General features: G+C 56.6%; 21 protein-coding genes, 2 tRNA genes and 1 riboswitch. Of the genes, 9 read left to right on the top strand and 14 right to left on the bottom strand.

The window, feature by feature from the left end; all coding sequences use genetic code 11:
* Positions 1-10 precede the first annotated feature (10 nt).
* Positions 11-343: a branched-chain amino acid transporter permease gene (locus ACF8YQ_RS09465; RefSeq protein ID WP_014421679.1), complete on the bottom strand. Its 333-nt coding sequence runs from the start codon at positions 341-343 to the stop codon at positions 11-13.
* Positions 336-1,040, bottom strand: a complete 705-nt coding sequence (locus tag ACF8YQ_RS09460; RefSeq protein ID WP_396621233.1) for an AzlC family ABC transporter permease — start codon at positions 1,038-1,040, stop codon at positions 336-338. The genes ACF8YQ_RS09465 and ACF8YQ_RS09460 overlap by 8 nt, the downstream gene beginning before the upstream one ends.
* A gap of 156 nt (positions 1,041-1,196) precedes the next feature.
* Between ACF8YQ_RS09460 and ACF8YQ_RS09455 the strand changes: the two genes are divergently transcribed.
* The 5 genes from ACF8YQ_RS09455 (at position 1,197) to pgsA (ending at position 6,330) form a co-directional block, all read left to right on the top strand.
* Positions 1,197-2,816, top strand: a complete 1,620-nt coding sequence (locus ACF8YQ_RS09455; RefSeq protein ID WP_396621232.1) for a methyl-accepting chemotaxis protein — start codon at positions 1,197-1,199, stop codon at positions 2,814-2,816.
* A gap of 74 nt (positions 2,817-2,890) precedes the next feature.
* Positions 2,891-3,154 carry a hypothetical protein gene (locus ACF8YQ_RS09450; protein ID WP_014421676.1) on the top strand — a complete coding sequence of 88 codons (264 nt, stop codon included), beginning with the start codon at positions 2,891-2,893 and terminating at the stop codon, positions 3,152-3,154.
* Positions 3,155-3,256: 102 nt separating this feature from the next.
* Positions 3,257-3,916, top strand: coding sequence for a UvrY/SirA/GacA family response regulator transcription factor (uvrY, locus tag ACF8YQ_RS09445; RefSeq protein WP_011784699.1), 660 nt, complete (start codon positions 3,257-3,259; stop codon positions 3,914-3,916).
* Positions 3,900-5,759 carry an excinuclease ABC subunit UvrC gene (uvrC, locus tag ACF8YQ_RS09440; protein WP_219193244.1) on the top strand — a complete coding sequence of 620 codons (1,860 nt, stop codon included), beginning with the start codon at positions 3,900-3,902 and terminating at the stop codon, positions 5,757-5,759. The genes uvrY and uvrC overlap by 17 nt, the downstream gene beginning before the upstream one ends.
* A 7-nt stretch (positions 5,760-5,766) precedes the next feature.
* Positions 5,767-6,330, top strand: coding sequence for a CDP-diacylglycerol--glycerol-3-phosphate 3-phosphatidyltransferase (pgsA, locus tag ACF8YQ_RS09435; protein WP_113879744.1), 564 nt, complete (start codon positions 5,767-5,769; stop codon positions 6,328-6,330).
* Here pgsA and ACF8YQ_RS09430 read toward each other — a convergent pair.
* The 10 genes from ACF8YQ_RS09430 to thiB form a co-directional block, all read right to left on the bottom strand.
* Entirely contained in the window at positions 6,298-9,042 is a 2,745-nt protein-coding gene (locus ACF8YQ_RS09430; RefSeq protein ID WP_396621231.1) for a hypothetical protein, read from the bottom strand. The two genes, pgsA and ACF8YQ_RS09430, sit on opposite strands and share 33 nt — an antisense overlap.
* A complete protein-coding gene (locus ACF8YQ_RS09425) occupies positions 8,999-9,736 on the bottom strand; it encodes a PP2C family serine/threonine-protein phosphatase (protein WP_396621230.1) in 738 nt (245 codons plus the stop codon). The genes ACF8YQ_RS09430 and ACF8YQ_RS09425 overlap by 44 nt, the downstream gene beginning before the upstream one ends.
* 1 nt (position 9,737) lies before the next feature.
* Entirely contained in the window at positions 9,738-10,406 is a 669-nt protein-coding gene (locus ACF8YQ_RS09420) for a VWA domain-containing protein (protein WP_396621229.1), read from the bottom strand.
* A gap of 99 nt (positions 10,407-10,505) precedes the next feature.
* Entirely contained in the window at positions 10,506-11,102 is a 597-nt protein-coding gene (locus ACF8YQ_RS09415) for an ABC-type transport auxiliary lipoprotein family protein (protein ID WP_396621228.1), read from the bottom strand.
* Complete coding sequence (locus ACF8YQ_RS09410; protein WP_396621227.1) at positions 11,099-12,037, bottom strand: MlaD family protein; 939 nt, start codon at positions 12,035-12,037, stop codon at positions 11,099-11,101. Before ACF8YQ_RS09410 ends, ACF8YQ_RS09415 begins: the two co-directional genes overlap by 4 nt.
* Complete coding sequence (locus ACF8YQ_RS09405; protein WP_396621226.1) at positions 12,037-12,831, bottom strand: ABC transporter ATP-binding protein; 795 nt, start codon at positions 12,829-12,831, stop codon at positions 12,037-12,039. The genes ACF8YQ_RS09410 and ACF8YQ_RS09405 overlap by 1 nt, the downstream gene beginning before the upstream one ends.
* Positions 12,832-12,834: 3 nt before the next feature.
* Positions 12,835-13,941 (bottom strand): MlaE family ABC transporter permease, encoded by a 1,107-nt coding sequence (locus tag ACF8YQ_RS09400; RefSeq protein WP_396623290.1) that lies wholly within the window; start codon positions 13,939-13,941, stop codon positions 12,835-12,837.
* A 78-nt stretch (positions 13,942-14,019) separates the two neighbouring features.
* The gene (locus tag ACF8YQ_RS09395; RefSeq protein WP_396621225.1) at positions 14,020-14,634 is read right to left on the bottom strand and encodes an ATP-binding cassette domain-containing protein; all 615 of its coding nucleotides are present in this window, start codon (positions 14,632-14,634) and stop codon (positions 14,020-14,022) included.
* Positions 14,627-16,294 (bottom strand): thiamine/thiamine pyrophosphate ABC transporter permease, encoded by a 1,668-nt coding sequence (thiP, locus tag ACF8YQ_RS09390; protein WP_396621224.1) that lies wholly within the window; start codon positions 16,292-16,294, stop codon positions 14,627-14,629. Before thiP ends, ACF8YQ_RS09395 begins: the two co-directional genes overlap by 8 nt.
* 4 nt (positions 16,295-16,298) lie before the next feature.
* Positions 16,299-17,303, bottom strand: a complete 1,005-nt coding sequence (gene thiB, locus ACF8YQ_RS09385) for a thiamine ABC transporter substrate binding subunit (protein ID WP_396621223.1) — start codon at positions 17,301-17,303, stop codon at positions 16,299-16,301.
* 48 nt (positions 17,304-17,351) lie between these two features.
* Positions 17,352-17,443: riboswitch (TPP riboswitch) on the bottom strand.
* A gap of 159 nt (positions 17,444-17,602) precedes the next feature.
* On the opposite strand from thiB, the gene ACF8YQ_RS09380 reads away from it, so the two are divergent.
* The 3 genes from ACF8YQ_RS09380 (at position 17,603) to ACF8YQ_RS09370 (ending at position 18,681) form a co-directional block, all read left to right on the top strand.
* Positions 17,603-18,346: a murein L,D-transpeptidase catalytic domain family protein gene (locus ACF8YQ_RS09380; RefSeq protein ID WP_396621222.1), complete on the top strand. Its 744-nt coding sequence runs from the start codon at positions 17,603-17,605 to the stop codon at positions 18,344-18,346.
* Between the two features lie 128 nt (positions 18,347-18,474).
* Positions 18,475-18,550: transfer RNA gene (locus ACF8YQ_RS09375), tRNA-Gly, on the top strand.
* A gap of 57 nt (positions 18,551-18,607) precedes the next feature.
* A tRNA-Cys gene (locus ACF8YQ_RS09370) sits at positions 18,608-18,681 on the top strand.
* A gap of 238 nt (positions 18,682-18,919) precedes the next feature.
* Here ACF8YQ_RS09370 and ACF8YQ_RS09365 read toward each other — a convergent pair.
* Positions 18,920-20,647 (bottom strand): putative bifunctional diguanylate cyclase/phosphodiesterase, encoded by a 1,728-nt coding sequence (locus ACF8YQ_RS09365; protein ID WP_396621221.1) that lies wholly within the window; start codon positions 20,645-20,647, stop codon positions 18,920-18,922.
* A gap of 150 nt (positions 20,648-20,797) precedes the next feature.
* Here ACF8YQ_RS09365 and ACF8YQ_RS09360 point away from each other — a divergent pair, with 150 nt between their 5' ends.
* Positions 20,798-21,649 (top strand): putative RNA methyltransferase, encoded by an 852-nt coding sequence (locus tag ACF8YQ_RS09360; protein ID WP_206852161.1) that lies wholly within the window; start codon positions 20,798-20,800, stop codon positions 21,647-21,649.
* On the opposite strand, the gene ACF8YQ_RS09355 is transcribed toward ACF8YQ_RS09360, so the two are convergent.
* Entirely contained in the window at positions 21,631-22,377 is a 747-nt protein-coding gene (locus tag ACF8YQ_RS09355; protein WP_153740135.1) for a DUF3581 family protein, read from the bottom strand. The genes ACF8YQ_RS09360 and ACF8YQ_RS09355 overlap by 19 nt on opposite strands.
* Positions 22,378-22,379: the final 2 nt, after the last annotated feature.

Here is a 22,379-nt window from a genome sequence, read left to right as displayed (position 1 = left end):
TTCGGGTGCCTTACAGAATGCCTGATTGCTGAATGGCCATGTAGGCTGCAGTGCCGGCCGCGATAGAAAGCAGCGCGTTTCTGCGCCACAGGTGAACGGCAACCACCAGTAATGCGGGTATCAGCGCATCTGCGCCAGGTGCCTGTGCCTGCCAGTCCGCAGACCTCTGCAAAAATACTGTGGCCAGTAATGCCATCACGGCTGCGGGCAGGAAGCGCCCGATGTGTTTGACCAGAGGGTGTTCCGTGTGCTTTTCAAAGAACAGGAAAGGCACCACCCGGGTCGCAAATGTGGCCAGGGCGGAGATGGCAATAAACGCCGCCAGGTAGCTACTTTCACCCACGATTTGCGTCTCCTGCCATGGTGTCTGTTCGATACTTCCGGTAGTGCAGAAGAAGCACTGCAGTAACCAGTACAATGCCTGCTATCAGTTGATGGGTTACCGGCACCAGCATCATGGCAAACGCAGCTGCCGCCGCCCCCGCCCACACCGGAAACGAATCCCCCAATGCTTTCAATTGTTCGATGGTGAGCACAATAAACAGCGCCACGAGTGCAAACTCAATGCCGGTACTGTTGAAGGCGACAGTCTTGCCGAGTACCGCACCCAAGGTGCATCCGACAATCCAGTAGCCCTGGTTCATGGCCGTGATCCGGAAGTCCACATGCTGTTCCTGTTCGCGATTGGCCGAACGGGGGCGGCTGGTGAGCAGGGAATAGGTTTCATCGGTCAAACCGAAAATCAGATACGCCTTACGCCAGCCGGCGCCACGGAATTGCCCCAGCAGCGACAACCCATAGAAGAGATGTCGAGCGTTCAGTACGAACATGGCAACGGCCACCTCAACCAGTCCGGCGTTGGCAGCCAGCAGGGTGACCGCCAGAATCTGGCCGGCACCGGCGTAGATAACAAGGCCCATCAAGGGAGCAATCCACCAGGGATAATCCAGTTGCGTGGTAAACAACACACCAAAGGCCATACCAAGGGGGATGTAGCCAAATAAAATCGGCAGGGTGAGCTTGAAAGCGTGGTGATTCATTAGCATCCGAACGGAAATAAAAGAGCGATGATAGTGATTTAGCAGTTATTTTTGAAGATCGCCAAACGTAGTATCGAAAAAATGACGCAAGCAAATACATAAAAGTGTCATAAAACGGGCATACCCTCCGACCGGGTACACCTGATCGGAGTTTTTATGCTGACCACTGTTCGCGCCAGAATCCTGGCGTTTGCGTTGCTGTCGGTGGCTGCTGTTGCCGGCCTCACGTTCATTGCCTGGATGATCATAGCGAAAGCCGAGCATACCTCGCAGGCACTGGTTGGAGAGAGTCTCGAGCAATCCTGGATGCTGGTTGATCTGGAGCAGGACCATCGACTGCTGCAGGATCTGGCTTACAAGATCAAGGCACAGCTTTTACTGTGGGACGAAATCGATCCTTTGTTCACCGAGTTGGAGCGCTCAATTCCCCGGCACTGGCAGAGGATTCAGCAGAATCCCGGGTTAGGCACCTGGTCACGGGACAATCGCGAGCAATATGACCGGGTCGTGGCGCTGATGGCGGACATGAAACAGGGAATAGGCCAGCGCAGCTACTATGAAGTGGGAAAAATCGTCGATTTTCAACTGTTCCAGGCGTTGGAGCCCATGCTGACGGCGATAACTGAGCGCCAGAGAGCCAGTCGCGATGGCGTTACTGCGAGCGCATCGGAACTGTTGCATTATCTGGCAGACCAGCAGAGGTTCCTGCTTGGTGGCGCCCTGGTCTTTCTTGCGTTGGTCGTGGCGATGACGCTCTGGCTACGGACTTCGGTGATCCTTCGCTTGCAGGCCATGGCCCGGGATGTGTCGGCCATGGAGCAGAACGCTGATCTGACCAAGATCCTGGCGGTAAAAGGTCGTGACGAGGTTGCCGGCGTGGCCGGAGCTATTGAACAACTGGTCCGGCGCTTTGAGGTCTTTGTTGAGGATGTTCGGTCAGCGGCTTCAGGGCTTGATGCACGCTCTGCCAGCCTGGATAACGGAGCGGAAGCACTGCAGCAAACCGCCGAAAGCACTCGCCGCCAGATTTCTGATGTGGCTCAGTCTATGGCTTCCATCGCTGATCAGCCGTCCCAGATCGAACAGGCCACCGAGCACTCTGCAGCAACGGTGATGCATGCTGTCAATGCCAACAGCGAAGTCCGTGAGGGGCTGGCTAACAGTGAGAAAGGCGCTGACCACACGGTTGAGGTGATTGGACGGGTTTCTGAGTCGATCACTGCGTTGATAGACGCAACCGGAAAAATCGAGCAAGTCACCGGCGTGATCGCCGATATTGCCGAGCAGACCAACCTTCTGGCCCTGAACGCGGCCATTGAAGCAGCCAGGGCGGGCGAACACGGCCGGGGATTTGCCGTGGTGGCAGATGAGGTACGCACGCTTTCGCGTCGGACCTCGGAATCCACCGCCAATATTCGCCAGTGGGTGCAGGATCTTGTCGTGGGTGCAAATAACGCAGACTCACTGTTGGAAGATATGGCGGGCGCTGGCGAAATGAATCGCGCTAATCTGTATGCCCTGAGAGCGCACGTGGAAGGTCTGGCGGCTCAGTTCCATGAGCTGCAGCGTCAGAGTGAGAGTGTGCAGGGTGCGGTTTCCTTGCAGCGGGGTGAAATCGCGAGGGTGGGGCGTCGTGCGGAGGCTCTCGGTGAGAGTGCTGAGACCCTGACTCTGAATGTGGAGGATACCCGCCTTGTCAGTGAAGCGCTTAGGCAGGAATCGGTGGGCATGAAGCAGCTCATTGCCCGTTTCCGCACCCGCTCTCCAGAAACGTGATGATGTGTCTTCATCTGCGGGGGTTCTTGTCTGGCTCATAAAACCGTAACATACAGCGACTGACTGGAGGTTCTATGAGTAACGATGCAGTGCAGCCTTCCGATCCGGACCCGCGAGAAGAAAAATTTGTAGTAGACACGGGTTTGCTTACGGCTGATCAGCTCGAGGGCCTGGCCGAGGAATACTGCACCCGTTATCACGGGTTGAATGACACCGAAAGTCCTCTGGCAGAGCGGGAGCGCGTACTTGAAGCTGTGCGTAGGGGAGAACTGGTGGTCTGGTTCGATCCGGTTGAGAACACCGCCGGCCTGGGCTCCCCTTCCGGCAATAGTCTGTGATCAAGGTGCCCATTTTGGCAGTTTTTTTCATGCCGCCTACCGGCTGACGCTGCTAACCGTTACAATCGGCCTGTTTCCTCATACCTGACGGCGAGGTGAGTTTTGATCAGGGTATTGGTTGTTGATGACCACGAGCTCGTACGCTCGGGTATCACTCGCATGCTGGCTGACAATCCCGATATAGACGTCATTGGCCAGGCTTCGTCTGGCGAAGAGGCGATTGACTGTGTGCGTGAAAACCGTCCGGATATTGTCCTGATGGATATTCGCATGCCCGGTATTGGCGGCCTGGAGGCGACCCGGCGCATTCTTCGTATTGATGATTCCATTCGCGTTATCGTGGTTACCGCCTGTGCTGACGACCCCTATCCGGCCCGTGTGATGCAGAGCGGCGCCACCGCGTATGTCACCAAAGGCGCTGACATTCAGGAAATGGTGCGGGCCATTCGTAAAGCCCATTCCGGCCAGCGCTACATCAGCCCCGAAATTGCCCAGAAAATGGCACTGAAACAGCTCGGGGGTGAGCGGGATGAAGACGGCGAGCTGTCGTTGTTCGAGCGCCTGTCTGAGCGCGAAATGCAGATTGCCATGATGGTGGTGGATTGCCAGAAGGTTCAGGATATCTCCGACAAGCTGTGCCTGAGCCCGAAAACCGTAAACAGTTACCGTTACCGGATTTTCGAAAAGCTGGAGATTTCCAGTGATGTGGAACTGGCACTGATGGCAGTAAGGCTTGGATTGCTGGATGCCGACAAGGTCTGACCCCGAGCAATCTCCCGGGAAGTTCGACAGCCAGAATTTCCTGAAACAACTGACAGAACGCCCCGGTGTCTATCGTATGTATGACGATACCGGTGGCATCCTCTACGTGGGTAAAGCCCGCAACCTTCGCAAGCGCGTCAGCAGTTATTTCCGTAAATCAGGCTTGGCCCCTAAAACCGAAGCCCTGGTGGGCAAGATTGCGGCCATTGAAGTCACTATTACCGGCAGTGAAACAGAAGCGTTGCTGCTGGAACAGAATCTGATCAAATCGCTGCGGCCGCCCTACAATATTCTGTTGAGGGACGATAAGTCCTATCCCTATATCTATCTCTCCTCGCATTCGGATTATCCCTCGCTGACCTTTCGGCGGGGCCGCACCAAAAAGGGTGGTGGCACCTGGTTCGGGCCCTTTCCAAGCTCGGGAGCGGTCAAGGAAAGTCTTAATATTCTACAAAAGGTTTTCCGCATAAGGTCCTGTAGTGAAAGCTATTTTAGAAACAGAACCCGGCCATGCCTGCAGTACCAGATCAACCGCTGCACGGCGCCTTGCGTCGGCTTTATCAGCCCTGAGGAATACCAGGAGGATATCCGGCACGCCAGCATGTTTCTGGAGGGCAAGAACCCGGCGATTATTCAGGACCTGATGCAGTCCATGGAGGATGCATCACGGGCGCTGGAGTTTGAGAAAGCCGCGGCGTACAGAGATCAGATCAACAATCTTCGCCATGTTCAGGAACAGCAATCCGTAGACGGTGAGGGAGGGGATGCAGATGTCATCGCCATTGCCCAGGATGCCGGTGTGGTCTGCATCGTTGTGATTATTGTTCGTGGCGGGCGGGTGCTGGGCACCAAGGATTATTTTCCTCGCTATTCCCTGGAACAGACCGAAGGCGAATTGCTGGCCTCGTTTCTGGGCCAGTACTATTTCGGTGGCGACACCCGGCGGGAGATTCCGCGCGACATCCTGGTGCCGGTGGCGGTAGACGGGCAGGAATTGTTATCGCAGGCCCTGTCGGAAGCCGCTCGACGAGAAACCCGCATCCGCGGCAATGTGCGGGGCGAACGCCGGCGTTGGCTGGAGCTGGCGATGACCAATGCCCGGCAAACCCTGCTGACACACCTCGCCAGCAAAGAAACCGTGTATCGTCGATTGCTGGCCCTGCGCGACCTGCTGGAGCTGACGGAAACACCTTCCCGTATGGAATGCTTCGATATCAGCCACAGTCATGGGGAAAATACCGTCGCATCCTGTGTGGTTTTCGACGAGAATGGGCCACTGAAAAGCGATTACCGGTTGTATAACATCCAGGACATAACCGCCGGCGATGACTATGCCGCTATGCGACAGGTACTCACCCGGCGTTACCGGCGGATGGTGAACGGCGAGGGCAAGCGGCCAGATCTGGTGTTTATCGACGGTGGTAAGGGCCAGTTGAATGTTGCTCGTGAAGTGTTTGAAGAGCTTGGAATTTCCGATATCCCTCTGATTGGTGTCGCCAAGGGTGTGACCCGGCGCGCAGGGATGGAGCAGCTGATTGACGCCTTAACTGGGGCCGTATTCCGAGTACCGGCGGATTCTCCGGCACTGCACCTGATACAGCATATTCGGGATGAATCCCACCGCTTTGCCATATCCGGACACCGGGCCGGGCGAGATAAAAAGCGGCGCCAGTCGACCCTGGAAGGTATCGAAGGGGTTGGGCCGAAGCGCCGGCGCGAACTGATTCGCTATTTCGGTGGCATCCAGGAACTCAGAAAAGCCAGTGTTGATGAAATGGCCAAAGTGCAGGGCATCAGCAAATCATTGGCAGAGACCATTTACGCAGCATTGCATGACCAATAGGAACACCATGAATTTACCGAACATACTGACCATGTCCCGTATCGTGATGATTCCGGTATTCGTGGTGATCTTTTACCTGCCCATGCAATGGAGTTACCTGGTCAGCGCCATCATATTTGCTCTGGCAGGCCTGACGGACTGGCTGGACGGGTACCTGGCCCGCAAATTGAACCAGAGCACGCCGTTCGGCGCCTTCCTCGATCCGGTGGCCGATAAACTCATGGTGGCAGTGGCGCTGGCCGTCTTGATCGAAGAGTATTCGGCGGTATTACTGACTATTCCCGCCACCGTGATTATCGGTCGCGAGATCGTGATCTCGGCGTTGCGTGAATGGATGGCCGAAATGGGCAGTCGCGCCAGTGTTGCTGTGTCTTATATCGGCAAGATCAAGACCACCGCTCAGATGGCGGCCATTGTCGGGTTGCTGGCGTTTCCGCCGGGTAATTTCTGGGCTTATGTGGCCATCGGCCTGCTTTACATCGCGGCAGTGCTGACTTTGTGGTCCATGGTGCTTTATCTGAAAGCGGCCTGGGCGGATTTATTTCCTGAGCAGAAAACTGGTCAGCGCTAATTCCATTTCGCGGATCTGCCCGAGCACAGTCGTTCCGGGATAGCTTGCCCAGCCAATAATGGCCTGGTCTGCATTGGTCGACAGCTTTGCGAACGGTGCGATTTTTTCAGTCACTCTGAATGAGCGGTTCAGTGTTCGCTCTATCTGGTACCGTACCACCGGCTCGGGTTCCTGCAAATCAAGAACCCAGGCTCGGGCAATTGTCTGCTGTTTCGTAATGTGTTCGTACTCAATGCCACTGAGTAAACGGCTGCCGTCCCGGGCAAGCTGGAAGCTCGCGTTAAACCTGTAGTCGCCCTGCATCATTTTCCCCAATGACATTACGAACGATGCCGGGTTGTATGGCGCCTCAATCGGGCTTCTGCGCGGAAGGGCAATGTCTTTCCACGGTGTCCATTGCGGTACTTCCTGCGATCGTTTCCAGACTGTGAGGCCGGCCAGTGCGGTCTTCACATTAATGGGGCTGCCAAGGTATGTGTACGTTGTGTTGTCATCCTGGAGATCACGGTAATCACCAATCACCAGTGTGTCCCCATCATCACTGACTTCAACCGACCCGGCGGGTATGGTGCCGCCTGTTGGCCATAACGCGCCGAAGTTGGTGGTCAGGTCGATCTCCGATCCATTAACTGAAAACTCCAGGACATTCGCCTCGTACTCCTGGCCGAAGTTTCGGTGCCGGGATAAGGCGACAAAGAGTTTTGTGCCATCGGGGGTGATGGCCAGATCGGATACGGCCAAATGAGCAACGTCATCGGGATACTCGACCGTGGCGACAGGTTTTTCTGGCGAACCGACTGAATAAATCAGCAATTTTGTCGGCGCTGCGATAATGATACGGCTCTCATCGCGTGTCACTGCAAAGTACCAGGGCGCAATCCCCTTGCGCCTGCCGGAACCATCATTGATCGGCCTTTCTGAAACAGTGATGAGGCTTTCCCTACCGCTACGACTTAGTCGGGCTAACTCGTAGCAGTCCATTTGGAATTGGCATCGGCGCGCATAAAGCGCGGAGCTTGAAGGATGCACAAACCAGTCGTTTAATCTGTAGCTGCGCCCTATCGGGTAATGAATGCCGGTGTCCGAAAATTTGCTGGCTGGTGCACTCAGTTGAACTAGAGAGGCAGGTTTTGCCACGGCCAAATCCGATGTTGGGCCTGACGGGGAGAACGAGAGCATCGGGATACTGTGGTGAGACTCAAACGATCCGATCGCAAAATATGGGACGCTGTGGGGTTCCGGCGGATTTCGTCTACGCTCAGCCGGGCTGAGGAGCGCTTGTGACTTCGGTAAGGTATGTTTGCTCTGATGCACCGAGATTCCCGTTGCACGGGGTCCGAATTCCCTCCATCCATAGGATTTGGGTTCTGGCTTGGGCGCTTTGGGGCTTTCTGGCTTACTTTCGTTTGCCTCGGCCATCCGTTGCTGTTCTTTGATTCGTTCAGCCCGATCAGTATGTTCGCCGTAAAGATGCACCGTGTATCCCACCGCCAGGAATACCGCGAACAGCACGCTGACCACCTTGAAAAATGATGAGTTACCGGCACTCGCCGGCGGGTTATTCTGGGCTTGATAGGCACGTGCAAGGGTCTGGGCCAACTGCTGCTGATAGGGATTGAGTGTTGTTGCCCCTCTCTTGTGGCGCTTCTTCTGTGGCCTTCGCTGAGGTTTCTTTACCTTGATTTCGACGGACTCACGGCGACACAGCGGGCAGTTATCTTTCCAGAAAGCGTGATGGCGATTTTTACGACAGGAACGTAGTGTTTTCTGGGCCTCGTTCAGCGTTTCAACCCAATCTTCCGCCTTGGGGCGATGATTAACAGAGCGGAAACTTTGGTGAAATGCTGTGGCAATGGTTTCCGGAAAGTCTCTGTGCAAGCTCCAGGGCGAAGGCTTGATCTTCCCGGATGACTGGCGCCCATAGGCATAGAGATTCTCGCCGATTCGCCCCTGAATATCGGACGGGATGTGCTGGCGATCGCCCGGTACGCCTTGATAGGGGTGAAGACCCTCGTTAAGCAGCTGAAAGATTATAACGGCAAGCGCAAACCGGTCCTGAGGCTGGCCGAGCTCCTCGGGGCTGGCCCCCCGTTGCCAGGCTTCGGGGGCAATATAGCCAGTGGTGTACTGGTGGCCAGGTATAAACTGCTGGTCCCCCTGGATAGCAAAGCCATCGCAATCCACCACAACCACATCGCCGGTTTGCTTATGCACCAGGAGATTGGCCGGCTTCAGATCGATAATGCAGTGCCCTCGGGCATGGAGCTGAGCTACACGTCTGGCCAGATTAATGGCGGCGGTAATTCTGAGATTTCTGGATTCCGGCAGCCGGGCGAGCTCTCGACCCTTCCGGTTAAGCAGCAGGTCCAGGCTAACGTAGTCACCCATGGGCAGGAGCGGCATAGCGTAGCCGACAAAAGCCCCCTTGCTGTTTGTTAACAAGGCTACAGGCCAGGCAAAGTGGGTCAGACCCTGATCGTCTGGAGGAGACGCGAGCATTTCCTGTATTTTCCCGGGCCGCTCCGGGTCTTTGTCTGGTTCGTGGTAGACCTTTAACGCCAGCGGTTTTCCGGGCATGGCATAGATAAGACCGTCCGCACCGCGGTTCAGAGGTTTTCCACGTAACCGGAAGCGCTCTTTTCTATCATCGGGATAGGTGAGGACCAGTTCAGAGCCGCGTTTTATCATCGATCCATACCAGGGTTTTGTCATCAGCGGTGATGCGGTCGGTGTCCGGCGACTCAAGAGTGCTCATCAGCGCCTGGTTTCTGGCGTGGGTGTCGGGAAGCCCGGTGAGGTAATCGTGAACGGGCTTCATAAAGTTCGGGGTAGGGCGCCAGGGTGATGTCTTGACCGCGAAGCTCGCCGCTCCGTCAGACATCAGGAACCAGGTTCTATAGTGCTTGGGGGCGGTAAAGATCCGCAGGTGATCTTTCCAGCCGGGCAGAGTGAAAAAGTAGGTCGTCTCCGCGAATTCCCCGTTCTCCGGTTCACTGACCACAAAATCATCCCAGTCATCGGAATTGACACCCATGGCAACGCCGTCGCCAAGGTGGAATACCAGGCTCTGTTCTTTATTCATCACCACGCCGCAGAGGGTGGCGTGAAAGTCCGACAGGGGGCCTTCGGTTGATAAGGTTTGGCGCGCCGCTTCGATGGCTTCGACCAGAGCAAGAACACACGTTGGAGAGTGCAGGTGGTCAGCACAGGCAATCACTGCCTGGCAAACGGAAGATGCCAGCAGGTTTGCGCCCCGGGCCGAATGGCTGGCAGATCCGGCGCCATCACAGACGCAGGCGGCAATTGATGTGTCAGTCTCGATGACCTGCCAGGCATCTTCACAGGATGTGCCTTTATCCAGATGGCTGCGCCCTGTGGCAGACGCACCACCGTGCAGAAAGGCCATGTCAGACCTCGATTTCTGCCCAGGAATCCGTGGTTGGCAGGCTCACCCTTTCTCCGGGCACGCTTGCTGAGACGGTCGACATACTGCGGCTCAGCCAGACAAAGAGTTCCCGGAACTGAAGGCCTTTGAGTTTTTTAGGGGTCTTGCTGGAGAAACGACCGAGCGCTTCGAAGTCTGCACCTCGGGTCCCCACGGGAAAAATGATGACCCGCTTGTTTTCTTCCTCAGCACGGGCCTGATCGGCGTAGGACTCCCAGCCGTAATCGTTGGGGCAGCCATCGGACAGCATAATCACCCATGGGCGGGTACTGGAAATGCCATTGGCATCGTAGACCGCCTTCTGGCTGGCAATCTCATCGAGTGCCAGGGCCATGCCTTGACCAAGAGGCGTCAGGCCATTGGCATGGAGATAGGGCGGCTCAAAGTCTACGGCGTCGGTCCAGGGCTGGACGATGCGCACGTCTTCCGGGCCACCAACGGTAATCACCATCACCTGAACCCGTAGCGAGGCAACCGGGTCGGATTTTAGCTCTTCTGCAAAGGCTCGCAGACCCTCGTTCAGCTGGCGAATCGGTTCACCAGACATGGAGGAGGAAATATCCAGAAGCAGTACACAGGGGGTGCGCTGATTGGTGTTATCGACAAACTCAAGGCCGGGGATGGCGGACATGGCACGATCCTTGTGAAGAAGTTGGCGTAAGCGTTCCGTTCCTGGAACCGGGCGAATTCTATCGTTGAAAAACCAATTGAGCAAACAGCTCCATCGTCCTTAGCGACCCACGCCGCAATTATATGCCCATTTCACAGTGGCACCTGCGGCGTCATTGGCGACGGCGCTGAAGGTTTTCATGAGATCATCCAGGGCGGTGCTGGCGGCAACACTGGTCGTTTCGAAATCCCTTACACACAAACTCTGTCGGGTTCGGTTGTCCAACAGTTGCAGGTGCTGCCTGATCACCACCCGGGTGCCATTCTCGCCGTTTTCAGCATGAAATCCAGTCAGCTCGGAGATCAGGGTTAACTCCGACGTGGCCGGGCTGGTGTCAGTCATTACATTCTCGAACGCCCGACTTGCCCGGAAAGTTTCAAGCAGGTGATCGCGAACGACCACGGGAATACTCTCCCGCCATCGGGCGCCTGCGAGTGCCCGGTATTCGTATGCCGACGGTTTGATCAGAATACGAGTGCTGTCCAGTGGGTCAGAAGCCAGTGGCGTATCTACCCGAAGGCTTGCGGGCAGCGCCTGACCAAATGCTGGCAAGTCGCTTGCTGGTGCCAGCTCCATCAAGCGTGGGGATTCGGGTACCGGGAATACCGTGCAGCCAGCCAGAATCAGGCTCAAGGCAAGAGCGAATACTACTTTCATTGTTCGTACTCCTTGATGCCGGCGCCGCCCCACAAGGTTCCGGTCGGGTCCTGTTCCAGTCTGCGCGTAAACGAGTTCAGGTTGCGCAAGGTACTGCGCAGTTCCCGCAGTGCCGGCGTGATTTCTCCCAGACCCTGAAGGCCGGCGTCCAGCGCCAGTTCATTATCGCCGGTCAGGGTGTCCAGCCGGTCCAGGGTAGGTTGCAGGGTGGTTAGCGCTCTGGACATGGCCAGGAGAACCGGTTCTACCCGTTCATCCAGTACCTCTCGGGACCTGTCTGCTGCGGCAGACACCTTGATAGCAGCTTCTTCGGCGCGTATTCCGGCTGCGTCGAATCGGGCCATCAGTGCTTCCAGCTCGTCCCGGCTGGCCAACAGGGATTCACTGGCTTTGCGGGTGTTTTCAAGAATTTCGGCAATGTTGTTCAGGTTGTTCTCGGACATCAGCTGGTTGGCACTCTCCAGCAGCTGTTCTGCCTTACCTAGCATGGCTTCGCCGTTGGTTAGCAGGTTACTGAAGGCGGAAGGTTCGGCGGCAATCAGTGGTGGGTTGTCTTTGTGGCCTTCGAGAATGGGGCTGTCTGTTGTGCCTCCGGTAAACTGTATGCTCATGCTGCCAGTAATGTTCGCCAGTACCAGGCCTGCGCGGGTATTCTCCCGTACCGGAATGTCCTGGTTCACCCGCACCAGTACCCGCACATGGGCAGGGTTGTCCGGCGCCAGGGTGAGATCCAACACGTCGCCCACCGGAACGCCGGTATAGAGCACCGGATTGCCCTTGGCCAGCCCGCCAACCGGGTGATCAAACCCGATCCGGTAATAGGCCCAGTTGGTGTCGGTGGAAGATTTGCCCAGCCATAAGGCAAACAGCAAGGCTGCGCTGACTGCCGCGAGGGTAAAGAATCCGATGATAACGTGATGGGCCTTTGGCTCCATTAACCGGGCTCCTGTTCGGTTAGCCTGTTGTGGGCAGCAATCGCCGCGCGGCCACGGGGGCCGTGGAAGTAATCCTGAATCCAGCGGTCGTCGGTTTGTGCCACCTTTTCCAGGGTATCGGCAACCAGTACCTTGCGTTGAGACAGAACCGCGACACGGTCGCAGGTGGTGTACAGGGTATCCAGATCGTGGGTAACAAGAAACACCGTCAGGCCCAGTGCGTTGCGAAGGGTCACAATCAGTTCGTCAAAGGCGGCCGCACCGATCGGGTCCAGACCGGCGGTTGGCTCGTCCAGAAACAGGATTTCCGGGTCCAGCGCCAGTGCCCTGGCCAATGCCGCCCGCTTGACCATACCGCCGGAGAGTTCGGCCGGGTATTTCGTGGCCGCTTCTGGCGGCAGGCCGGTCAAGGCCAGTTTCATTCGAGCCAGTTCTTCCGCTGCGGCCCGCGACAGCCGGGCATGCTCAATCAGCGGTAGTGCGATGTTCTGCTCAAGGTTCAGCGAGGTGAACAAGGCGCCGCCCTGAAACAGAACCCCGAAACGCTGCTCATAGCGGGAGCGCTCCGTGGCGGATAGTTCCGTAAGATCTTCACCGAACACGGTGATATGTCCGCCGGATGGCGGATTAAGGCCAACAATGCTGCGCAACAGAACTGACTTGCCGGTGCCGGAGCCGCCGACCACCCCAAGGATTTCCCGGGGGTAAAGATCCAGATCGAGTTTCTCATGAACGATGTGGCTGCCGAACCGGTTGTCGAGTGCGCGTACCTGTATGACCGGATGATCTGCCATGCCTTACCAACCCATTTCCATGAAAAACAGCGCTGCCACGGAATCCAGCAGTATCACCATAAAGATAGACTGCACCACGCTTGAGGTGGTGTGTTCACCGACAGACTGTGCGCTGCCCGCCACCTTGAAGCCTTCCAGGCAACCGATGACGGCAATCAGAAACGCGAACACCGGCGCCTTGCCAAGGCCGACCAGGAAGTGCTTCAGGGCAATGTCCCGTTCGACAATGGCAATGAACTGACTGGGTGGAATGTCCAGTGCCAGAGCGCAAACCATGGCCCCGCCAACCATCCCGGAGATCATGCCGATAAAGGTGAGAATGGGAAGGCTGAACATCATCGCCAATACCCGGGGAACCACCAACAGTTCCACCGGATTGAGCCCCAGGGTGCGAATGGCGTCGAGTTCTTCATTGACCTTCATGGCACCAATCTGTGCAGTGAATGCACTGGCGGTTCGGCCGGCCAGCAGGATGGCTGCCAGAAGTACGCCGAACTCCCGAAGGAACGAGAACGCCACCAGATCCACGGTGTAAATAGTCGCGCCAAAGTCCTCAAGAACCGTCGCGCCGAGAAACGCAACCACGGCGCCAACCAGAAAGGTGAGCAAGGCAACAATGGGCAGGGCATTCAGGCCTGTGTCATGCAGTGCCGCTACAAAGGGGGTCATACGCCAGCGATTAGGCCGCGGCAGGATGTAGAACAGGGTGCCCAGCGTCTGGCCAATGAACCCGGCCAACAACCAGATAAGCTGCCCCAGAGAGGTAACCTTTTTTCCTGTTTCTGCCAGGAACGCCACGACCGGGTTAACGGTTGCGACCTCCGCCGACGGCTGGTTCATGGCTTCTGCAACCGCCTGTATCAGGGCACGCTGTTCATCCGGCAATTGGGCTCGTTCCAGAGCGCTGATCAGAGCGTCGCTGCCAAGCAATTTCACCATCAGCGAGGCGCCGGCGGTGTCCAGGCGGCCCAAGCCGGAAAAATCCGGGTTGCAGCCGGCTGCGCGAGCGTTCAGGGCAGTTGTTTGCCGATCCAGGGCTGAATAGTGGGCTAGTATCCAGTCGCCGGAGAACTTCAGCGTATGACCACCGAGTTCGGCATTACCGGGAATGTGGGCGCCAAGTGGCTGAGATAGGCCGGGTTCATTTGCCACGGAGTCACGGAGTCCCTGTTTGAGTTCTCTGAAAGCTTAAAGATTCCAGTGGCTGTCTGCCAGTATTCTGCGCTCTTCTTCATCGTGGCTGGCCAGTAGCATGGTGATGCCTCGGGCTTTCTCTTCCAGCAGCATGGCGTACAGGATCTTCCGGGTCTCGGTGTCCAGGCCAGTCATGGGTTCATCCAGTAGTAGCAATGGTTGGCGCCGCAGGATGGCGCGCAGCAGGGCAACGCGCTGGCGCTGGCCACCGGAAAGCTCGCCGGGCATTCTTGGGCCGAAACCTGCTAACCCGGTGCGTTCCAGCCCGGTTTCAATGGCATGGCGTTGAGATTCATCCAGCTTGAGGCCGGGGTGAATGCCAAGGCCTATATTGGTGAAGATATCCAGGTGTTCGAACAGGTTGTGTTCCTGGAACACGCTCGTGACCGGGCGTTGCCAGGGCTTTAACAACTGAATGGGCCTGTCCATCCAGAGAATCCGGCCGCTGGCTGGCGGGAGAAAACCGGCAACCAGACTGAGCAGGGTTGATTTGCCGGAACCGCTCGGGCCCTGGATGGCCAGACATTCACCAGCAGGCACGGAAAAATCGAATCGCCAGAGATGGCCGTCAGGGCCATACTCGAAGGCCAGATCTTTGATCTCAAGCATGTTCAGGCTCCGGCAGTGGTTGGCTTGCGCCGGAAGTTGTTCTGGACTTAACGCCGGGAACACGGGAGAGCGACACAAAAATCAGTATCAGTAGCCCCAACAGCCAGAGCCCGGTACCCGCGGCTTCCGCTAATCGGTAACTACCCAGTTGCTGGTAAAGCAAAACCGGGAGAGTAGGTTTGCCTGGGCTGCCAAACAGGGCGATAACACCGAAGTCACCCAGAGATAACGCCACACCATACGCCAGGGCCAGAGCAACTGGACGGCGCAGATTCGGCCAATACAGCCATCGCCATCGATACCAACCCAGGATACCGAGCTGGTCTGCCTGTTTGAGTGATCCGGAGTCCAGGCTTGCGAGAGGTCCGCGCAGTATCTGTAGCACAAACGGCACGGCCATCAGCCCGTTGATCAGTGCCACCAGAAACCAGCCCTGCATGGTATTCCCCAATTGCGGCCTTAACAGAATAAAAAGCCCGGTTCCCAGTACCAGAGGCGGAACGATCAAGGGGAGATAGCCGGTGACAGCCGGCACTATGGCCAGCCAGCGCTGACCTGCCCGGTTGGCGGCTGCCAGAGTTAGCAATGCAACGACCACTGAGCCGAGCCCGGCTGGAATAGCGATTAAAAGGCTGCGGGCGGTGGCCGACAATAGCTGCTGGTAAATCGAAGGCGTATCCGCCGTTGGCCATAACGCCGGTAAACCGCGCAGGATAATGGCCAGTAGTGGCGCGACCAGAAAGGCTGTGAAAATCAGCAACAGCAGACCCGCAGAAAACCCTTGCCAGGGCCGTGCAAACAGAGGGACCGGGCGTGATAACCGGCGGTTTGGCAGTACAGCGGTGTCCAGACGCTTCCGGAAAACCAGCCACCAGAGGCTGCCACAGATCAACAGCTGCAGAATGGCAAACAAAGCGGCACGGGCGAAATCAAACTCGAAACGCAGTGCTTGATAGATGGCGACTTCCAGGGTGGTTGTTCCTGGCCCTCCGCCCAGCGTCATGATGATGGCAAAACTGGTGAAGCAGAGCGTGAACACCAGTGCCGCCACGCCGGGCAGTACCGGTTTGATGGCGGGCCAGTGTACCGCACGCCACAGCCACCAGCCGCCGAGCCCAAGCTGAGAGGCGGTCCGCATTCGCGGCGCGGGTATGGAGTCCAGGGCCTGTAGAAGAATTCGGGCCGCCAGTGGTGCATTGAAGAACACGTGGGCGAGCAGGATGCCATTCAGCCCATAAAGATTCCATCCATTTCCAGGAAGCCAGGTGTTAAGTAGGCCGGTGAACCAGCCCTGCCGACCGAACACCGCTATGATGCCGGAGACTGCCACGATGGTGGGCAGTACCAGACTCAGCTCCATCAGCCGCAGAATCAGAGTGCGTCCGGGAAAGCCTGTGTATCGGGCCAGGGCAGTCGCCACCGGGAGCGCCAGGGCCAGGCTCAACACGACGGATAAAAAGGCCTGCCAGAGGGTGAAGCGGACCACACTCTGGAAATAGGAGCTTGCCAGCGTACTCCCCATGTCCAGCTCGCCGGCCTCCTGCAGTATGCTCCCCAGGCCGAGTGCCACCAGCAGCAACAGCCCGGTGCCGAGTAACAGGCCGGGCCAGAGTTGCCAGCCTGGATGGCTGAAGGGGGCGGCTTTCGTGTGTACTGGCATTACATCAGTTGGTCAGTGCGTTGAGCCAATCGTTCACCAACTGTCGACGAATGGAGGCAACCTTGGCCGGGTCCATATACAGGGCCTCGGGTGGTGTGATCAGCTTGTCGAAAACGCTTGGCAATTCATCGCCAAGACCAATCGCTGGATACATCACGTTCTTCAGTGGAATATGACGCTGGAAGTCCGCCGTCAGCATGAAGTCCAGAAACTCTCTGGCCAGGGTCTTGTTGTCGGAGCTTTCCACCAGGGCCGCGACTTCCACCTGCAGGTAATGCCCTTCATTGAAACGGGCGGCCTGATACCGGTCAGTTTTGTCGATGGCCATGTGATAGGCAGGCGAGGTGCTGTACGAGAGGATCATGGGCGCTTCGCCATTCATGAATAGCGAGAAATAACCGTCACTCCAGCTCTGGGTGGTGGCGAGAATCTTGTTGCTGAGCTGCTGCCACTTTGCTGGCGCCTGATCGCCATAGACGGTATGCATCCAGAGCAACAGGCCGAGCCCCGGCGTACTGGTGCGCGGATCCTGAATAATGATCTTGAGATCGTCTGGCGCGTTCACCAGTTCCTCGAGGCTTGAGGGCGGCTCTTGCAGCTGCTCGGTATCGTAGACAAAAGCAAAATATCCCCAGTCGTAGGGCACAAAGGTGTCGTCGTCCCAGTTGACGGGCAGTGCCAGGCGTTCCAGTGATTGACCGTGGCGGCCCAGCAGGCCGGTTTGACGCGCGGTCTCCATGGTGCCGGTATCCAGCCCGAGAACCACATCTGCCGGTGTGGAGCTTCCTTCCAGCCGGAGCCTTTGCAGAATGTCTCCGCCGCTGTCCAGCACGGTGTAATTCAGGGAACAGCCGCATTGTTCTTCAAACGCCTCTTTAACAGCGGGCCCCGGGCCCCACTCGGCGGCAAAGGATGGATGGGTATACACATTCAGGACGGCCGGTTCTTCGGCAGCGGCCATCGCAGGCAGCGATACGGCGAGAAGTGTGGGAATCAAGCGTGAAAACATACAGCGGCACCTTGTTCAGTAGCGGGGGGGCCATGCCGCGAACACCACCAAAGGTGGTGACTCAATCCCTACGCCGGTATTAACCGGGTCAGGTTCCGCGGGTATGGTCTCAGCCCTTCCAGGCACCCCGTTGAGTTACTGCAATGTTATCACGCCGGAGCTACGCCCCGGAATTCGTATGTTTGATTACCGCTTGTTTATTTTTTGTACGGCGATGACGGGTGTCTCATTTTTTATTGGTAGAATGGGGCATTTTTTGTTCTACGGATTAAACAGCTTCGAGTTGAGAGGTAAGGTTGATGCCCAAGCATCACAAACTAAGAAAGATTTCTGCCCTGTTTGCAGGCGTGTTTTTTACACTTGGCTTGTCGGCCGCAGGCCACGCCCAATCCGCTAATGATGATATGTTTGGTCGCCTGGCCTCCGCGGCACCCAAGCTGAGCCCACAGGTTCTCGAAGCCGCATTGAAAGCGACCCGTTGTGCCATCAGCAATGGCACGGCCTTGCCAGAGCGGCTGGCGGTGATCGACTTCTCTTTGCCGTCCTCCAAAGAAAGGCTGTGGTTGTTCGATCTGAACGAAGGCGAGTTGATCCTTCGTGATCTGGTGGCCCACGGTAAAAACTCGGGCAATGCTGAGGCAAGCGCGTTCTCCAATATCGAGGGCAGTCACCAGTCCAGCATAGGCCTGTTCAAGGCTGCCGAATCGTATCGGGGGGCCCACGGCTATTCGTTGCGACTGGACGGACTGGAGCCGGGCTTCAATGACCTGGCTCGCCAGCGGGCAATTGTCATCCATGGTGCCGACTATGTTCAGGACAGCTGGGTCACAAAGTACGGCAGAATCGGCCGCAGTCATGGCTGCCCGGCGGTAGACAACCAGATCATCAAAACCGTGGTAGACGAGCTCAAGGGCGGGCAGCTGGTATTCAAGTACTATCCCGACCAGGAGTGGCTCCAGGCATCCAGTTATCTGAACTGCGATTCCGCCGGGCAGTTGGCGGGTGCGCGTAACGTAACAGCGCAGGCCGGGGATCGATCCTGAGTTATTGCTGGCTAAACTTTGTTCAGATTGTCAGTAAAAACAGAAAGTTGAAAAAAAGGTGTTGACGGCGAAGGCGGAATCCGTAGAATACGCAGCCGTTGACGAGGCAATGCTTCTGAAACATTAGAGCGGGAATAGCTCAGTTGGTAGAGCACAACCTTGCCAAGGTTGGGGTCGCGAGTTCGAATCTCGTTTCCCGCTCCAATTTCTCCAAGTCTCTCAATGCCTCCTGAGAGCAAAAGCCAGAATCCAGGCTTCCCCGGCGCGGTGGCAGAGTGGTTATGCAGCGGACTGCAACTCCGTGTACGCCGGTTCGATTCCGACCCGCGCCTCCATTTTTACCCCCTTATATCAAAGTCTTGTGATCTTGGGCAGTAGTCCTCGGCTGATACTGAAGGCTCATGTCTTCGGGCATATTCATGAGGGCTATGGTGAGTACCTGCAGGGCGAAACCCGTCTCATTAATGCCAGTACCTGCAACGAACGTTATATGCCTGAGAATACTCCGGTGGTGTTAGACCTATCCCTTCAAAGGGGCTGACCTCAAGGACGCCAGGCTAAGTTTGTTGCTCATTAACTGCGCGAAGCCAGGGGCTTCATAAATGCCTCAGCCGCTCTCGCCGGCATCGGTTTGGCGTAAAGAAAGCCCTGCGCGAAATCGCAACCGAGATCCCGTATCAGCTTTGCCTGCTGCTCGGTTTCTACACCTTCCACAAGAATGCTCAACCCAAGGCTCTGGCCGACCGTAACCATGGCTTTCATGATTGCCATGTCGCTTTCATTTTGCATGGCGTAGTGCAGGAAACTTCGATCGATCTTTATGCTGCATACCGGGAGCTTCCGAAGATAAACCAGGGAAGAGTAACCAGTACCGAAGTCATCAATGGATATATGGAGCCCGGCAGCCTTCAGGCGCTCCAGTTGCCTGGTTTGGCCCTCTTCGCTGCCAAACACCTCGTTCTCCGTAAGTTCTACCCCGAGTTGCTCATGCTTCAAACCATAACGTTTAATGGTTTCCAGGATTTGGTCAGCCAGGTGTGGATTGGTCAGTTGGCGACCGGACAGATTGACGTCAATACGCAAGCCCGCGAGCTCAGTTCCCTGCCAGGCTTTGAGCTGTTTGCATGCGGCATCGATGACCCAGTCACCGATACGGTTTATAAGTCCGGATTTTTCAGCGACCGGGATAAATGTCGCCGGGGAGACAAGGTTTGATGCCTTGTCGAAACACCGCAACAGCGCCTCGCAGGAGGTGGTCCCGCCAGTTCTCAGATCTATCTGTGGCTGGTAGTAAAGTTCCAATCCGCCATTCGTCAGGGCTTGTCGGAGCAGGGCGGTAATCTGTTGATATTTGACGAGCCGGTCGTTGATATCAGAGGTGTAGAAGCAGACCGTATTCTTTCCGATCTCCTTTGCCCGGTACATGGCCGCGTCTGCGTTGCCCATAAGTTCCGTTGCGGTGCCGCCATTGTGTGGGTACAGGCTGACGCCAAAGCTTGCCGATACTTGATGGCAATCACCGTGAAGCTGCACCTTGCTTTCGAGTGCCTTGACCAGCCGTTGAAGTAATTCATGAATGCCTTCAGGGCCATGGAAATCGAACAGTAACAGAACGAACTCGTCTCCTCCGAAACGGCAGAGCAGATCGCTGTGTCGCAATTCCTGCTTTAAGGTGTCGGCAACCGATTTGAGGAGGGAGTCGCCCTGATAGTGGCCGAGGGTATCGTTAATCAATTTGAAGTTGTCCAGGTCCATGAAGATCACTGCAACTTCGCGATTGCAGCGATCTGCTTCGACCAGCCGGCTTTCAAGCTCAGATTCCATCAGGCGTCGGTTGGGTAACCCGGTAAGATCATCAAAGCTGGCGCGGCGAACCAGTTCTGCCTTGGCTTGCGTTTGTTCTTCCAGGCTGATGTCGATACAGAACATTTCGCACTCGCCGGTATCCTGTTTGATCATGACATGACTGGAGTAAACGGGAACCAGGTGGCCATCCTTGTGTTTCAGTGCCAGTTCTTCTGCGGGAATGCTGATGTTGTGATCGAGCCAGTTGGTGTGGGCCTCAATGACGGCTTCGCGCATGGCTTCCGGAATAATCAGGTCCTCCAGCCGTTTTCCCTGAGCCTCATTTCTGGAGTACCCGTATAGTCTTGTGCTGGCTTCATTCCAGTAGATGACCCTCCGATTCCGGTCGTAGCCCTGAACGGCAACCATCGGAAGGCTCTCAATCAACTCATGGAACTTTTGTTCACTTTGCTCCGATTGTGACGATGACGACGATCTGTCCTTCTTCTTATCCATGACGGACGAGACTCCTCCCGGTTGGGTGAGAACGCATCTATGCGCTTTCCAGTCGTTCACAACAAGAATAGGAAGCCATTCCTCCGTTTGCGAGCCTGATGGGATATTCCTTGTTAGAATACGCCGGCATTTCCAACGTTTGGACGCTCAGTGAACACCACTCCCTTTGAATCCCTCGCCTGTCCGCTCGACGGCAATCCGCTGCAGCGGGAAGACAAAGTCTGGCGCTGCCCACAGGGCCATAGCTTCGATATTGCCCGCCAGGGCTACGTAAATTTGCTGCCAGTTCAGAAAAAGCGCTCGAAAGAACCCGGTGACAGCAAAGCCATGGTGGCCGCGCGCCAGCGCTTTCTTGAGGCGGGATACTATCGCCCGATTGCGGATGCCGTGTCGGCGGCAATCCTGAACGACGCTGCCACGGGCAGCGAACTCAGTTGCCTGGATGCCGGCTGTGGTGAGGGCTATTATTTGCGTCAGCTAGCGTCCCCGGAGGGTGAAATCTCACTATCGTTGCTCGGATTGGACATTTCCAAGTGGGCGGTGCTGGCGGCTGCGCGCAGGGAAAAGCGCGCATGCTGGGTGGTTGGCAGCAATGCCAATCTGCCGGTGTTACCAGCTTCAGTCGACCGTGTGCTTTGCCTCTTCGGGTTTCCGGTGTATCCGGAGTTTGCGCGGGTTTTAAGGCCAGGCGGGCGACTGGTACAGGTAGACGCCGGCCAGGATCATCTGAGGGAATTGCGGGAGATTGTCTACCCGGAAGTTCGCGCAGACTCCCGTAAAGTGGCTCCGGTACCAGAAGGTTTTCGGCGAATCGGCACCCAGGACATACGCTTTACAGTGCACCTTGACGGCGCCGAGCCCATTGCCGATTTATTGGCAATGACCCCACACCTCTACCGGGCGAGTGCGGAAGGCAGGGCCCGGGCTGCGGCGCTGAAAACGTTATCGGTAACCGTGGATGTCTGCCTGCAAACGTTGGAGCGTTACAATCCGGCTGGCTGATCAGCGCTCTCCATTCCCCAGCGGGTGCCTCTTGCCTTGAGCCGGTAAAATTCCTCGATGATGCCGGCCATGGCCTCAGGGCAGTACTCCCGAAGGCCGCCCAGTACCAGCCGCTTGGCAACCTCGCCAACGGTTTTGCCGGAAGACTGCAGGTTGTATTCAAGCGTTACGTTGCCGCGTTTACCCGCAACTTCCAGGTCCGCGTTGTTCAATTCGAGGTCTGGGTGAGGATTCTCCAGCTGTGTGAGAGCCAGGCTCATGCTCTCATACATCACCATTGGCCGGTCGGGATTGAACATTACCCCGTGTGATTCCATCAAGGGCTTGAGCGTGTGCGGAAAGTTTTTCCCGGACGCCGCAACATAGCACCGACTGAACTCTTCAATCACTTTTTCATCCCGGGTTACCGCGCCTTTACGGGTAACTTCCAGGTAGACCTTACCGGCTTCGTCGACAACGTTGATGGCTTCGCCATTTTCGCTTTCGCGGAACTCAAGCGGAACCTCGGCACCAAGCAGGTTACGGAACTTGAAGGTCATATTTTCTGAGAGCCCGAAACGGGACACCACAATGGTGAACAGCAGGTCGCCGGGCACGCAAAAACGACGGGCGTCCGGATCGTGGATCGGATTGAAGTCCCCGGCGATCTCTTTGGCAAAGTAGCTGGCCTGGGGTGCGGAAATCACAATACGTCCGTCCTGGACGGAATAGAACTGGTCAGAAAACATGG

It is taken from the genome of Marinobacter sp. W-8 (assembly GCF_044342215.1).
In the GTDB taxonomy this organism is placed as follows: domain Bacteria; phylum Pseudomonadota; class Gammaproteobacteria; order Pseudomonadales; family Oleiphilaceae; genus Marinobacter; species Marinobacter nauticus.
The sequence above is the reverse complement of the archived record's forward strand: the minus strand, read 5'-3'. Positions and strand labels throughout refer to the sequence as shown.